12 protein-coding genes and 1 riboswitch are annotated in these 15,340 nt (G+C 28.0%); of the genes, 11 read left to right on the top strand and 1 reads right to left on the bottom strand.

What is annotated here, in order from left to right; translation table 11 throughout:
• Window positions 1–921 precede the first annotated feature (921 nt).
• A riboswitch (SAM-I-IV-variant riboswitch) is annotated at window positions 922–1,016 on the top strand.
• A 46-nt stretch (window positions 1,017–1,062) separates the two neighbouring features.
• The 8 genes from MPF19_RS18210 to MPF19_RS18175 all read left to right on the top strand — a co-directional run bounded on the left by MPF19_RS18210 (window position 1,063) and on the right by MPF19_RS18175 (window position 10,073).
• On the top strand, window positions 1,063–1,776 hold the full coding sequence (locus MPF19_RS18210) for a hypothetical protein (protein ID WP_249989724.1): 714 nt from the start codon (window positions 1,063–1,065) through the stop codon (window positions 1,774–1,776).
• 158 nt (window positions 1,777–1,934) lie between these two features.
• Window positions 1,935–2,726, top strand: coding sequence for a 5' nucleotidase, NT5C type (locus MPF19_RS18205; RefSeq protein ID WP_249989723.1), 792 nt, complete (start codon window positions 1,935–1,937; stop codon window positions 2,724–2,726).
• On the top strand, window positions 2,713–3,279 hold the full coding sequence (locus MPF19_RS18200) for a YqiA/YcfP family alpha/beta fold hydrolase (RefSeq protein WP_249989722.1): 567 nt from the start codon (window positions 2,713–2,715) through the stop codon (window positions 3,277–3,279). The genes MPF19_RS18205 and MPF19_RS18200 overlap by 14 nt, the downstream gene beginning before the upstream one ends.
• Before the next feature lie 334 nt (window positions 3,280–3,613).
• Complete coding sequence (locus tag MPF19_RS18195; RefSeq protein WP_249989721.1) at window positions 3,614–3,823, top strand: DUF6140 family protein; 210 nt, start codon at window positions 3,614–3,616, stop codon at window positions 3,821–3,823.
• Window positions 3,824–3,864: 41 nt separating this feature from the next.
• A complete protein-coding gene (locus MPF19_RS18190) occupies window positions 3,865–5,799 on the top strand; it encodes a dynamin family protein (protein ID WP_249989720.1) in 1,935 nt (644 codons plus the stop codon).
• Window positions 5,800–5,804: 5 nt separating this feature from the next.
• Window positions 5,805–6,194, top strand: coding sequence for a hypothetical protein (locus MPF19_RS18185; RefSeq protein ID WP_249989719.1), 390 nt, complete (start codon window positions 5,805–5,807; stop codon window positions 6,192–6,194).
• Window positions 6,195–6,198: 4 nt separating this feature from the next.
• The gene (locus tag MPF19_RS18180) at window positions 6,199–8,022 is read left to right on the top strand and encodes a dynamin family protein (RefSeq protein WP_249989718.1); all 1,824 of its coding nucleotides are present in this window, start codon (window positions 6,199–6,201) and stop codon (window positions 8,020–8,022) included.
• Window positions 8,023–8,024: 2 nt separating this feature from the next.
• Window positions 8,025–10,073: a dynamin family protein gene (locus MPF19_RS18175; RefSeq protein ID WP_249989717.1), complete on the top strand. Its 2,049-nt coding sequence runs from the start codon at window positions 8,025–8,027 to the stop codon at window positions 10,071–10,073.
• A gap of 76 nt (window positions 10,074–10,149) precedes the next feature.
• On the opposite strand, the gene MPF19_RS18170 is transcribed toward MPF19_RS18175, so the two are convergent.
• Complete coding sequence (locus MPF19_RS18170; RefSeq protein WP_249989716.1) at window positions 10,150–11,058, bottom strand: helix-turn-helix transcriptional regulator; 909 nt, start codon at window positions 11,056–11,058, stop codon at window positions 10,150–10,152.
• Between the two features lie 93 nt (window positions 11,059–11,151).
• On the opposite strand from MPF19_RS18170, the gene MPF19_RS18165 reads away from it, so the two are divergent.
• The 3 genes from MPF19_RS18165 (at window position 11,152) to MPF19_RS18155 (ending at window position 15,260) form a co-directional block, all read left to right on the top strand.
• A complete protein-coding gene (locus MPF19_RS18165) occupies window positions 11,152–11,715 on the top strand; it encodes a hypothetical protein (RefSeq protein ID WP_249989715.1) in 564 nt (187 codons plus the stop codon).
• Between the two features lie 80 nt (window positions 11,716–11,795).
• Window positions 11,796–13,832 carry a M41 family metallopeptidase gene (locus MPF19_RS18160; protein ID WP_249989714.1) on the top strand — a complete coding sequence of 679 codons (2,037 nt, stop codon included), beginning with the start codon at window positions 11,796–11,798 and terminating at the stop codon, window positions 13,830–13,832.
• 81 nt (window positions 13,833–13,913) lie between these two features.
• Window positions 13,914–15,260, top strand: a complete 1,347-nt coding sequence (locus tag MPF19_RS18155) for a DUF2779 domain-containing protein (RefSeq protein ID WP_249989713.1) — start codon at window positions 13,914–13,916, stop codon at window positions 15,258–15,260.
• Window positions 15,261–15,340: the final 80 nt, after the last annotated feature.

Below are 15,340 nucleotides of genomic sequence, written 5' to 3'. Positions count from 1 at the left end.
AAAGACTTATAAAAAGTGAAGCGCAGCAAAACGGTTTATGCAGTCTGTTCAACTTCAAAATCTTGGTATTTTGCTGTCAAAAAAGGAAGAAATAGGGAGGTTTGGGTTTTAATCGAAATATCTATGTGAAGTACAAAAACATAGGAAGTGGCACCAAAGGATAAAAGAATATTCCTATATATCGGAGGCATTTATAATTTTTGCTCAGGAATGAAGTGCACCATTCAGCGCTAGCAGAATGGGTAACGAAATGGAAAGCGAGAATTATGAATTGTGTCCAAGATCATTTTTAGAGAAGCGTTTTTTTCGAAATGGAGCTTTTTGCGAAATGCAGGAAAATGTGCTGAACGGAATCTAAAAACAAAATCTTCTTGTATCGCCATATTTAAAGCGGACTTGACTTTAAAGTCGTAGTTTAAAATGGAGTTTGACCTCTTCCCGTTTTTTTCGGGAATAAGTGGTCAAGTGAAATGTAAATCGGAGACTTTAAAGTTGTGTCCAAGACTTTTTTAGAGAAGCGTTTTTCCCGAAATGAAGCTTTTCGCGGAATACAGGGAAATATGCTGAACGGATTATGAAAACAAAATTTTCTTGTATCTCTGCATTTAAAGCGGACTTGACTTTAAAGTCGTAGTTTGAAATGGAGTTTGACCTCTTCCCGTTTTTTTCGGGAATAAGTGGGCAAGTGAAATGTAAATCGGAGACTTTAAAGTTGTGTCCAAGATTTTTTTTAGAGAAGCGTTTTTCCTGAAATGAAGCTTTTCGCGGAATGCAGGGAAATGTGCTGAACGGGTTATGAAACTAGAAAATAATTATTCAAAAGATAATTCACTTTAGGTTCGCTTAATCAATATAAAATAGAAGCTATTTAAAAACAAATTATATTTACAATTATGTATTCCAAGAATATTTCTTACTTTTGTCCTGTATCAGGAACGCAAAAAATGCGTACCAACCGAGCACAACAGCCACGGTGGTTTAGAATACGGACAGTTCAGTCAAAATAAATGAACCTCCTTTTTTATTATATTTCCCTGATGCATAACTTTTAAATTATGTATTATGAAAACTGTTTTTACAACGCAAGAAGGCGTTAAAATGAATTCTGAATTAGATTTCGGAAGCACTGCAAACATTAAAAATGAATTTCACTTTTTAATGACTACTTATGAAACTCAATTCGATGAGGAGTTTGATTATTTTTATAGAATTACAGATGATGGCTATATTCAACTAGCCAGTTCTTACTGCAATGATAAATTAGAAATTAAAACTCAATACAAATTACAATTTGATACAAAAAAAGAAGATCTTATTTATGTTGTTCATCAATTAATTGAAGCAAACCATTTTTATACCGGTTATCCTACTTTAAAGGATAGCGTTATTTTTACACAACTTGAATTTGATACAATCATTTCTGATATAAAAAATCCTAAAATCATTGAGAAAGCAAAAGCAACTCAAAAAATTACACCATTAATTACTTTTTTAGAGCAACAACAATTACATCCTAAACCAACGGGTTTTAATGAAAATAGTTGGACTGCAAATTGTCCATCTGGAGGAAACCATTTTATACAAGTGGTTACTACAAACGATCAATGGGGATGTGGATATTGTAAACGTAAAGGAGGAAAAGAAGAGTTAGAAAAATGGCTTCAAGAAAGAAAATCTATAGAAGACCAAAAAAGATTGACTACCATGGTAAAAGAATTAGACAAAGGAAGTATTCAAACTAAAAAAACTTTAAAATGGTGGTTGAAGAGGTATTAAACACTTCTTATTATAAGATTATGAGCTATAAAAAACAACTTTATAGCTCATAAAATCACCTTATTTGAGCAGAACAATAAATATTTCAAAACCAAACTACGTCACAACGTCACAGAATGACGTACCTACATTTTATCTTTGTCTTTTAAATAAAAACTATGAAAATAATTTATATAGATTTAGACAATGTCGTTGTAGATTTCCCCTCTTCTTTTGGTAAAATTAAACAAACAACCTTAGAAGCCTATAAAGGAAATGAAGATGAAATTCCACATATTTTTAGTCTCATGAAACCAATGCCTAAATCGGTTGAAGCTGTATCCTTTTTATCTAAATATTTTGAAATCTATTTTTTGTCTACGGCACCTTGGAAAAACCCAAGCGCTTGGAGTGATAAAGTAAGATGGATTCAGCAGTATTTCCCGGAAATTGGTTATAAAAAATTGATTTTATCACATCATAAAAACCTATTGCAAGGTGATTACCTCATTGATGACAGAAAAGCGAATGGAACTTCTAATTTTAAAGGAGAACACATTCATTTTGGAACCCATAAATTAGAAAATTGGTCTAAAGTATTGTTATATATCTGTGAGAAAGAAAATATAGCAAAACCTTATCAACTAATTTATAAAAACAAACAAGAACTTACCGTAAATACATTTCAAAAAGACATAAAAAACTTTACTTATTTGTTAGAACAAAAACTGCATCAAGAATTATTTCCTGAAGAATATGATTTTATATATGATAGTTTTTGGGATGCAAAAGACAGAAAAAACGGTAAAAATCCTATGAAAAAAGAATATATAGCTGAAGTGAATTTAAAACGAGAAGCCATGGGGATTTACATTCTAAAAATAGGTGAAAATTTTAAAGACGATTCCAGTCAAATCTATTGTAAAAAATTAATAAAAGAAGAATTAAATAAATATTATGAAAACAACTAACATCTTATACATTCATGGTTTTAATAGTGGGCCAGGTAAAAAAGTAGAAACTATTAAAGAAACTGGATTCAATTGTTTTTGTCCGCAATTAAAGAATAACCCAAAAGAGGACTTACAAACCTTAAAAGATTGTATTCAAAAGGAAAATATTCATCAAGTAGTGGCAACCTCTTTTGGTGGTTATTATGGTTTAATTTTAGCTCAAGAATTTACAGATCTAAAATATCATTTAATAAATACTTCCTATAAACCATACGAAACTTTAAAAATATTTTTAAACACCAAGGTTAAAAATTATAAAAACAGAGAAGAGTTTTTTGTTGATGCTATTTATTTAAAAAAATTAAAAAAAATAAAGCCAAACCTATCTATAATCTCCAAGGACTCCATTTATTTTTATTTTGGAACCCAAGATGAAGTTTTAAATTTTGATGAACTTATTAAAGAAATTACTATTAAGTTAAACTCTAAAAACATTTATAAAGAAGACCAAGACCATCGTTTTCAAGACATTAAAATTGTATTGACAAAAATAAAAACATTTATAAAATAAATAAAGTTGAAACTAAAAATCTTCAAATAAAATTAGACACAAAATTTACTATAAAAATAGATATAAAATTATAATGGAAGTTGCTATATTAGGCTTCAAAAAAAATTGCATTACAAACAAATTGAGATTGCTATTCTCTAATTTGAAAAACTGAATCTTACTGGAATAAAAAAATGACTATGAATTTAGATTTTATAGTTAAAGGAGTATCCAAACAAATTAGGCAAAGTATTTTAACCTACTCGACCATAATATGGAAACCCGTAAAGTATTAATATAAAAAAAGAATATGTTAGCATCCAAAAGTATTGTTGACTATTAAAAAATAAAAAAAATGGCTACTTACGAGATTAAAACAAAAGAAAAAATGAATGTGGCAGGAGAATTTGTAGACAAAGGTTTGTCTGTACAAATTAGCTCTATGTTTTCTAACCCATTTGACGAAATTGAAAAAATACACAAAGCCTTTATGAGAGTTCATGGATTAGACTTTAAGTCTACCGGATATTTGAATATGGGGTATTTGGAGTTTAATAAGATATAACCCAACGATAAACCTCTAATTCTAAATATATATTTAAAAAAATGGAAGAAATAAATTACTTAATAGACATTGCCGAATTTTTAAAAAAACCAAATTTAATAGCTGAATTGTACTATATAAAAGACAGATTAAATTCTGAAACATCTGAATTAGTACTACCAATTGTGGGTGAGTTCAGTTCAGGAAAAACTACTTTTATAAATGAATTAACAGAAGGCAAAAAATTAGAGACAGCAACAAAACCGACCACTTCTGTGATTTATGAAATCTATTTCGATAATGAGATAGAAAAAGCTGAAATAATTTTTAACAATAATGAAGTTAAAATTATAGAGGATATTACTTTAATTAAAAATGATCAATTAGAAAATGTAAAACAAATAAAAATTTATGATACTAGTAAAAAAATAACAAATAATACGATTTTGGTGGATACTCCAGGTTTATCGTCTAATGATCCTAAACACATAGAGGCATTAAGTAATTACCTTCCTAATTCAGATGCAATATTTTTATTTTCGGATGTTAACCAACAAGTCACAAATTCTTTATTAGATTTTATTAAAACAAATAATTTAGTACATCTACCATTATACTTAGTACTTACTAAGACGGATACAAAAACTAAAGAAGAAATTAAGGAAATTAAGGAATACATATCAAAGAACATTCACTTAGATATAAATAACATAATTAGTATTTCTTCTAAAAAACAACAATTAGGAGAATTTTATCAATTGCTTGATAAGATTCAAGTAAACAAAAACAGTATAATTAATAAAGCCTTAAAATATAGGTTAGAAAAAGTAGCTAATTATTTAAAAAAAGATATTGAGACTCTTATAGGAAGTTCAAAATCTGACTCTAATTTTCAAGAAGAAATAAAATTAGAAAAAAGAAAACTCGATAAAACAATAAGAGCAATAGATAACTTAATAGAAGATATTAAGAATAATATAGATGATATCGAATACGAAGCTATCAAACAGTTTGAAAATCATATCAAATCAAAATTAAATGATTTAATAACTAAAAATAATGAAAATATCGATAATCAAGCAATTGGTTTAATAAATAGTACTGCTAATTTAGTTTTTTCTAATTATCAAAATGAAATTAAAAGAAAACTATATACAACAGCTTCTGAAAGAAAAAATACTGACTTAATAAACTTAAGATCCATTGAAAGTGTTGATTTTTCAAATCTCCAGATCGGACAGATGTCTTACGGAATGAATTTATCTGAAGCAGGCCAGGGTACTATAAAAGGAATCACAACTGGTATAAAAATAGCAGCTGTAATTGGAGCAGTAGTAGTTACAGCCGGAGCCGCCGCCGCCGCGGCAGGTGCCGGAACAGCTGCTGCTGCAACAACAGCTGGCGCAGCCGGTACCGCTGGTGCTAGCGGAGCAGCAGTAGCTACCGGAACTACATTAGCAGGGGCTACGGCAACCGCAGGTGCTGCTAATTTAGCAAGTAAAGCAGGAACCGTTATTAGCGCTGTAGACACAGTAAGTGATGTTGCGAGTATTCAATCCAACAGAAGTTTAAGAAAAAAAATAACACAACACGCACAAGATTCAGGTAAATATATAGAACAATATAAAGGACATTTAAAAACCTATGAAGAATACAATACAGAGGCTGGACAAATGATAAACCCAAAGCAAAAACTCGGATTTATGGAAGGTTTTGTTGGTTCTGCTACAGATAGTGTAATTGGTAAGCCAGAAAGAAAAAGGATTATAAATAACTTTCTAAGAGAATCTCTTAATCCTGAATTTAAAAGTAAATTAACAATTATATCTGGCAATTTATTAAATGATATGCAAAACTCTTTTAACCAAGAGGCAACAATTACAATTAATCAAATTGAACAACATTTAACTGAATTAGAACAGTTAAATAAGAATGAAAAAGAGAATTTTGATTATTATATCAAAACACTAAAAGACTATTTAATAAAATTATCATAATCAACATGGGACTATTATCATTTATTATAGGTGCAATTATTTCAGGATTTGTATGCTACTTTTTTTTATCAAAAAAAACAGAAACTACAAACAAAGAACTTTCGGATAATAAGCAAGACCTGAAAAGTCAAATAAAAATAAGTTCAGAAAAAATAAACGAATTAAAAAACGAATTATTAATAAAAACAAATGAGTTAAAAAAGACAAAAAATCAAGAAGATATTACTGAAGATAAAATTGATGATTTAGATTTTGAACTGTCTAAATTAAAAAGAGAAAATCAATATTTAAAAGTAGAAAATGATAAATTGACTTCAACTATTAGAGAATACGAAATGCTTCACAATGCTAAAAAAGATGAAATCGAAAAATTAAAAAAACAATTAAATAATTAACCGCATGGATAGTACAATAATTATAGTTGCAATATTAGCATTGCTTATTGGCGCTGTTTTAACTTTCTTTTTAACACCAAAAACTAAAGACAAAACAGAAATAAATTCAGATAAATATTCTAAAAAAGATACAGATGAATTAGAAAAAAAGTTACGAGAAAATTTAAACATATTACAAAATGAAAAAGTAAAACTTGAAAAACGTTTAGAAGAAAAAAATAATAAAATATCTAAACTACTAGAACCTAATTTAGATGATGATAAGTTAAATGTTTCTCAAGATAAAAAATTACTTATAGAAATATCTCAATTAAAAGATGAAATTGAAGATTTAGAAGATGAAATTAAGGATTTAGAAAAAAGAAACAAGAAGACTAAAGAAGAAGTAAGTGTTTTAGACAACAAACTATACACTATAGAAAAGGAGAAAAAAGACATTTTAGAATCCAATAACAAAAACATAGAAAAACTTGTAATATCTGAGGCGGAAAATAAAAAACAGAAAGAAAGTTTAAGTTTTATTAGTGATATTTTGAACGCAAACAATGCTGTAGATGAAAAATTTCAAGAAGTTGATCAGAAAACTTGGGATATTTTTTCTCTTATAAAAAATGAATTAAAACCCACTTTAGAATATTTTAATAATAATTTAATTACGGACAACTTCATCGAAGACTGTTGGAGCTGGAGAAATCAAGAGATTAAAACCTGGATAAAAAACAAAAAGGTGGTAGCCATTGTAGGTGAGTTTTCTGCAGGAAAAACATCTATTGTTAATAGAATTTTAAAGCAAGACAATCCCGACGCCGTAGAATTACCCGTAAAATCAACTGAAACAACAGCAATACCAACATACATTTCTAATGGAGTAGACTTTAATTGTCAATTCTATTCTCCTTCAGGTGATTTAAAAAACATTACAAAAGAATCATTTCAAAAAGTAACAAAATCCGTATTAGATGAAATTAATATTTCTTCTATTGTAAAATATTTTGTGCTTTCATATAATAATAAAAATTTATCAGATATTTCTATTTTAGATACACCAGGTTTTGGTTCTAATAGTGAAGAAATAATTACTAAAACTACAGAAGTAATAAAAGAAGCAGATGCTTTGTTTTGGGTTGTTGATGCAAATACAGGAGAAATAAACAATAGTTCCGTAAATGTTATTAAGGATAATTTACAAAGTGTTCCTCTTTATATAATAATTAATAAATCAGATGGGAAAAGTCCAGATGATTTAGAAATTTTACGGAATAAAATAAAGGAAACACTAAATAAAAATGATATTAAATATCAAGATATAATTTTCTTTTCTAATAAAATGGAAATAGATGAATTAATGGATATTCTAAATCATATTGAACCACAAAAAAGCCCTGAAATTATTACTCAATTAAATGAACAAATTGATATAACCTTAAAAAAAGCAAAAGTTTCCCAAAATAGAGTAAAAAAAGAATTTATAGATATTGGAAATGATATAGATGATAACATAGTTAGGATTAACCAAACCTTAACAGATTTTGAAAACTCTTTAATTGATATGGATAGTGTTATTTCTTTTGAGTCACCATTTTTCGGTAAAGATCATTACAGAATTACAGAGAGCAACTATGGAAAATTTAATAGAGGAATGGATAAAATATCATCATCTAGAGAAATAATGCCTAGTCAAATAGATGGTCTTCTAGATAATAATAAAAATCATTCTGACAAACTAGAGGAAAAAAATGAACTAAAATATTTTATAGACAATTTAGATAGTGAAAAAATCCGATTTTTAGAACTAATAAATAGTTATAACCCTAAATTATTAAAATAATTATGCCTGATAATATATTTAAAAAGATAGCTGACAAGAAAGAAATATTTAAACAATACACTCAGAAAGCTTATGATTTTAAGTGGATAGACAATACTGAATTTAATGACATTAACACAAAGTTAGAGAGCGATGTATTAACTATTGGTGTTATAGGTCAGATGAAATGTGGTAAATCCACTTTTTTAAATGCGTTGGTTTATGGAGAAGAAGTATTGCCTGCTGCAACAACACCGATGACAGCATCTCTTGCTATAATAACCTATGGAAAAGAAAAGAAATTAGAAGCAGAATTCTATACACTAAACGAATGGCAAGAATTAAAACATCTTGCAAATAGAGATTTGCATGAAATAGAGTCTGATGATAATTTAAAGACAAAAATAAAAGCAGCTAAAGAAATAATAGAAAAATCTTTTAAAATAGAATCTGAAATTAGAAACCTTTTAGGAGCAAAAAAAGAGGATCATTTTGATAAGTTGATAGATTACGTTGGTGCTGATGGTAAATACATATCGATTACAAAGTCTGTAAAAATATATATGCCTTTAGATTATTTAAAAGGAGTAGAAATTGTTGATACACCTGGTTTTAACGACCCTATTGTTTCTAGAGAAGAACGTACAAAAGATTTTTTAAAGAAAGCAGATGCTGTAATTATGCTATTATATGCTGGTAGAGCATTTGATTCTACAGATAAAGACATTATATTCAATCAATTAAGAACCATTGGAATAGGAAAACTATTAATAGGTGTTAACAAATATGATTTATGCATTGAAAATGAATCAGAAGCTGAGATTGTATCAAATGTTAAAACTCAACTATTAAAAGCAAGTAAAGAATATTCTAATAATTCAATAGCTGAATTAGCTACAGAAAAAGATCCTTTATTACTTTCTGCAAATATGGCATTAATGTCAAAAATGAGTATTGAAAAAATTTCAAATGACAAAAACTGGAATTTTTATTACAAAAAAGCTTCAGATGTTTTTGGTATTAGTAACCAAAAAGAAATGCTTGAAAAAAGTTTGTTTCCAGAATTTGAAAAATATTTAATGAAAATTATTTTTGAATCTAAGGATGAAATATTATTAAAAAAACCAAAAAATTTCATTAACCAAAAAGCTCAAAATAAAAAAACAGAATTGGTTGAAGCTATAATGCAAACAGAAAGTAATCTTACAATTTTAAATAAACCAGACAATGAATTAGAAGATTTATTAAAAAATACACAAAGAGCAGAAAAAAAAATTAATAGAAAAATTAATAATATTGAAATTGAAGATACTTTAAAAAATGGCTCTAAGAATTTAACACGTAAAACAAAAGACATATTATTTGCTTCCCAAAAAAAATGCAAGGAAATAATTAAAGATAATGGAGTTGTAATAAATTCAGAAAATTTATATGAGAAATTGAAATCTGAAATTGACTACCTTGAAATTGAGTTAGAAAGACTTTTTGAGAGAAGTAATGATGATATTAATTCTAGTTTGAAAAGAGTTCTTGGTGATTTTATTAGTGATATAGATGAAATTGCTGAAGATTATTTAGAAGATTTCGATATGGAAGATTATATAGCATCTTATAGTAAAATGTTATCTAGAGAAAGTCTCATAGAGATAGATTTTATGGACTTATTACCTCATTCAGAAGGTTCAAGTATTGATGACGATTTTTGGGATGTAGCAATGGGATTTGGTGCAGCTTTTTTGATAGGAGGAACTTTAGGGCTTCCTATACTTGCAGGAAACCTTCTATCAGGTAAAAGTGATGCAAGAGACTGGATTGATAGCTTTTATTCTAGTTTAAATGTAGATCCAATAGAAATTGAAATTTTAGGTAATGGCTCTAAACTTCTTAATAATATTGAAAGTAGTTTTAAAGATGATTTTTTAATTCCAATCATCGAAAAAATAACTGCTACAATTGAAAACAAAGAAAATAGAGAAAATAAACTTTTAGAAGTTAAAAGTAAATTAGAGAATTTACTTAAAGATAAATTAAAATTAGAGTCCGAAATAAATGAAATGTCTTTAATTATGTAATTACCATAATAAAATTATAAAGTAAATTTTAAAAACTCAAGATTTAATTAGGTCTTGAGTTTTTTTTATAAGCAAACTACTTATAATTCCTCAAACTCACCTCCAAAATATCAACAATTTCATCACGTAAATATTTCGGAGATAACACCTCCACCTCTGCTCCGATTTTTAAAATCTGAGTTTTAAATTCGTAGTTGGGATAAACATAAAAATCTACTTGATGTTTTTTATCATCATTTAAAGGAAGAATAACTTGAGATTGATGCAAAGGTAAACTACGCATATATTTTACGTGTAATTCATCTACTAGTAAACTCACTTTTTCGGGTTCTCCTTCTCCATACGTTAAACCTACGGTATGATTAAATTTAGACAGTCTATCTTTGTAATCTTCTCTCTTTTTCTTTGAGGTATTTTTAATCTCTAATTCAGAAATTCTGTCAATTCCGAAAGTTCGTAATTCATCGTTGTTATTCGTTGCTCCTACAACATACCATCTGTTTAAATATTCTTTTAACATTAACGGAGTAATCGTATATTCTTTATTAGAATTTCGCCAGTAATTTTCATGAAGAAAAGAAATTTCTCTTTGCTCTTTAACCGCTACTAAAATATCTTTTAAATTATCAATTCCTTTAAAATTTTTAGAATCGTCAAAACTCACATAATCTAAAATAGTATTGGAATCTTTTAAACTATTAGAAAAAATATCCGCTACTTGCACAATCTCTAAAAACTTAAAGAAAGAAGCTACTTTTACACTTTTTTCTTCATTTATATGATACCCTCTTTCCTTAGAATCATATTCGATTTCAATACCAAAATCTGCTCTAATTTTCTCGAAATAACGCTCTAACGTTCTTTCTGAAATCGGCATATCCTTTTCTTCTAAATGCGCTAAAATATTTTTTTTAGTAGGATACTTGTTATCATAAACATACTGTATGACCAATTGAATACTTAAAGAAATTTTATAACTAGACATAAAAACAATTTTTAAACAAAGATACAATACACCTCGACAATGATTGTCGTACTAGATTGATAATTTCGCCTAAATTTCACAAATACTTCTAAAATGATTACTATAAAATGTTACGGACAAGGCTGCTGGATTCACTTCTTAGAATCAAATGAAGACGCAACAAAATCTTACCAAATTATTGCATCTAAAATGAAACTTTCTATGGAGGAAGCTTTATTGGATATTTCATTTTATCAATACTTTAAAAATAATATTCAGGAAATTGATGATTTAGTTATTGATACTTTCGGAGGCTTATTACACTTACAAAATGCTACCATAGAAATTTGGTATGGCAGAAAAAAAGTCGCTAAAATTCCTTTTGAAAATTTAGTTAATACTACTACGCTATTTCCCCTCTATCAAATAAATAAAATAGACTTTAAAAAACAACAATTTGAAAAAGGAATCTACTTAAAAGAAACTGTGATTGGTTGTGTAGATATTTATAAAATTGCCGTAGAAAAATTTGACATCAATTTACTGTCTTTTCAACTTCTTTCATCATTTTTTAACGACAATACACTTTTAATCAACTTTACGTATCAAAATGAATTGCTAAAAAAAGTAAAAGATGATTGTTTAACAAAACACCGAGAAATCATTATTCTAAAATAATTAATCACCTAAACATTTAGTCCGACACGATTTGGCGCACCAAAGACTGTTCTTTGTATCAAACTTTAAATAAGAAGAAAATGGAGACAAAATTATGGGGCTTAAAAAACGAATTCAATTCGAAAAAAGAAATATTAGAAAACGCTAGAACTATTTTAAAAAAAGAGTTTATTGGCATTGATAAACCTATAGACGCAGTTATAGACAACATCAATTCTTGGTTTATGCTTTCAAGCTTACAAGAAAGACCTTTTATTATTAATTTATGGGGATTAACTGGTGTTGGTAAAACATCTTTAATTACTCGTTTGGTTGAATTAATAGATTACGAAAACAATTTTTTTCGATTTGATTTAGGTCATAAAAAAGGAAAAAACTCATTAAACAGTTCTATAAATGAATTGTGCGAATACAAATTAGAAAATCCAGTAATTATTGCACTAGACGAATTTCAACATGCCAGAACCATAGAAGGAAACGAAAGAGGAATCCACGAAAAAGAAGACGAAAATAGAGTTCTTTGGGATTTAATTGATGCTGGAAAAATTCAACACCAAATATACAAAGTAGGAGTTTGGAGAATTAAGGATCATATTAATATTTGTACCAGATTACTAGCAAATGATATTGAAGTAGAAAATGGAAAAATAGTAAAAGGTTGGAAAAAATATAAAAAAGAATTTACAAGAATAGAAGAAAAAGGAAAATTATTAATACCTACATATTTATATGCCAATATTATAGATTTAGTTGGAGACAAATTAAAAATCAAATTAAGATCTGAACTAGAAGAAGTTCTCATGCAATTAGATGGAAACGAAAGTATTGAATTTTTGAAAAAAGTAATTTCAATTTCTAGTAAACCTGTTGAAAGGGATTTTTCTAAATCTTTAATTTTTGTTCTTGGTAATTTAGACGAAGCTTATTCTATGAGTAATAATTATTCTATAGATATTAGTGCAGATGAATTTTATAAAGCTTCCCTAAAGATTACTGTTTCTAAAATTAAGAATGCTTTACAAACTAGGTTTAGACATGAACAAATTTCAAGATTAGGTAATATTCATATTATTTATCCTGCATTATCCAGAAGGGCTTATGAAACGATTATAAAAAACGAAATTGATTTAATTAGCAAAAAAATATTTGATTTAACTCAAATTAAAATCCTTTTTAAAGCCTCTATTATCGATCTTGTTTATGATGAAGGCGTTTATCCAACGCAAGGTGTAAGACCTGTTTTAACAACCATTAATCATCTATTAAGAAACAGAATTACATCTTTCTTAGCCGTTATTTTAAATACAGATTCAAAAGCAAATAAAATTGATGTTCACTTTATTGATAAACAATTTTTAAAATGTGATTATATACTGAATGATGAAATTTTACATTCAGAAAAAAATGACATTTCATCTGAGTTAAAAAAATTCAACCTCAATAAAAAAGACGACTTACAATCTATTACAGCAGTTCATGAAAGCGGACACGCAATACTTTCTTCCGTTTTATTAAAAACAATTCCTAAATATGTATTTTCTAATACAATTGAAGATACTGTTAATGGCTTCGTCTTTTCTGAGTTTAAATGGAAATATATTTCTAAAAAAGAAATTGTTTTAAGAACAGCTATGTTTTTAGGCGGAATGGCTGCAGAGGAACTTATTTTCGGAAAAGACAATGTAACCTCTGGTTGCGGAAGTGATTTAAAGCAAGCTACAAACTTTGTCCTAAATATGCTGAAACAAGAAGGACTAGGTTCTTCTAAATTATCACACATGCCAATTTCAGTACACACAAATCTCTTTATCAGTTCTTATAAAAACTTAGAAAAAGAAGCCACAGAACTCATTAACAACGCCTATGCATTAGCACTAGAAACTTTAACTAAAGAGAAGAAATTATTGTTAGAAGTTTCTAACTATTTAAGCGAGCACACTTTTCTAAAAGAAGCAGATTTAGAAGATTTTATAAATACATATAGCTCAAAAAAAATAGCATTTATTAAAGATGGTAGTCACCTATTTTATAGAAACCATTTAAAACAGTTATATCAACAAGACTATGATGTGAATGAAGTTCTAGAAGGTTCACAAATCTGTCTAAATAAAAAATAAACTGGTAACGATTTTAAGGAAGTCATAACTCATTTTTACAATAATTATAGTAATTTTATAGAGAAAGAAAAATAAAAAAATATGCTATCAAAATCTAGGTATTTAAAAGGATTAAAGTGCCAAAAAGTTCTTTGGTTAAACAAATATAAAAAAGAGGAAGTATTCTATTCCGAAAGTACAAAACAAGTTTTCAGTGTAGGAAATACAGCAGGAGATTTGGCGCAACAATATTTTCCTAACGGAGAGTTGGCTTTGGTTGATGATTATGCAAATTCCAAATCAATAGCAAGAACAAAAGAATTAATTGCAAGCGGAGTTACAACCATCTACGAAGCTACTTTTGCAACTGAAAGTACCTTGGTCGCTCTTGATATTCTACATCAAATTAATGGAAAATGGCATGCTTTTGAAGTTAAAAGTACCAATTCTGCAAAGCCAGAACATATTAGAGATGCTGCTATTCAATATTTTGTCATGACAAATGCCGGCATTGAAATAGCAGATATTTCTATTATGTATTTTAATAGAGATTACATAAAACAAGGAAAAATTGTTCCTCGTGAATTATTTACCTATGAAAGTGTTTTTAGTAGAATCCAATCTTATATCCCTGAAATACCAGAAAACATTGCTACTTTTTTAGACGTTTACCAACATGAAGAACCTACTGTTTTAATTGGTGAACATTGTACAAAACCGTATGCATGCGAATTTGCAAATTATTGCCATACTTTAAAAGAGAATCAGCCCATTTTAGAAGAATGGGCTAATGAACCTAAATTATCTACTAAAGTTGATTATAAAAATGAAATAGCAATCGAAGCGTTTTTACATGAAAACCACTACCCTATTTATTCATTTGACTTTGAAACTGTAATGGATGGAATTCCGAAATATGACAACTCTAGACCTTACCAGCAAATTACTTTCCAATATAGTTTGCATTACCAAAAAGATGTAAATTCAGCACCTATTCATTTTGAATTTTTAGGAAACGGAACTGATGATCCGAGAGAAGGGTTAATACAACAAATGATACAAGATTTTTCTGAAGAAGGAAATATTTTAGTGTATTTCATTCCGTTTGAAAGAAAAAGGATTGAAGAATTAATGCGAGACTTCCCAAAATATGCAACTGAATTAGAAGGTATTAAAAATAGACTAGTCGATTTATTACCTATTTTTAAAAAACATTTACTGACTGAAAGAACTAAAAAAAGTGCTTCGTTAAAAGTAGTTTTACCTACTTTTTTACCTCAACTGTCCTATCAAGATTTAGACATACAGCATGGAATGGCAGCGATGGATGTGTATCGAAATTTATCTAGCTCTATAAACAATGAAGAATATGAACAAAAAAGAAAAAACATGCTTGCCTATTGTAAATTAGATACTTTGGCCGTTTTGGAGTTATATAAATTATTATAAATAAACGAATATGAAAACATGTGAATTTTGCGCTCATTTCTTTCAAACTGGAATGGCGAAGAGTATGGGAAATGGGAACT

Source organism: Polaribacter sp. Z014, from assembly GCF_023555435.1.
Classification (GTDB): Bacteria; Bacteroidota; Bacteroidia; order Flavobacteriales; family Flavobacteriaceae; genus Polaribacter.
Note: the sequence above shows the minus strand (reverse complement) of the source record. Positions and strands in the feature narration are given on the sequence as shown.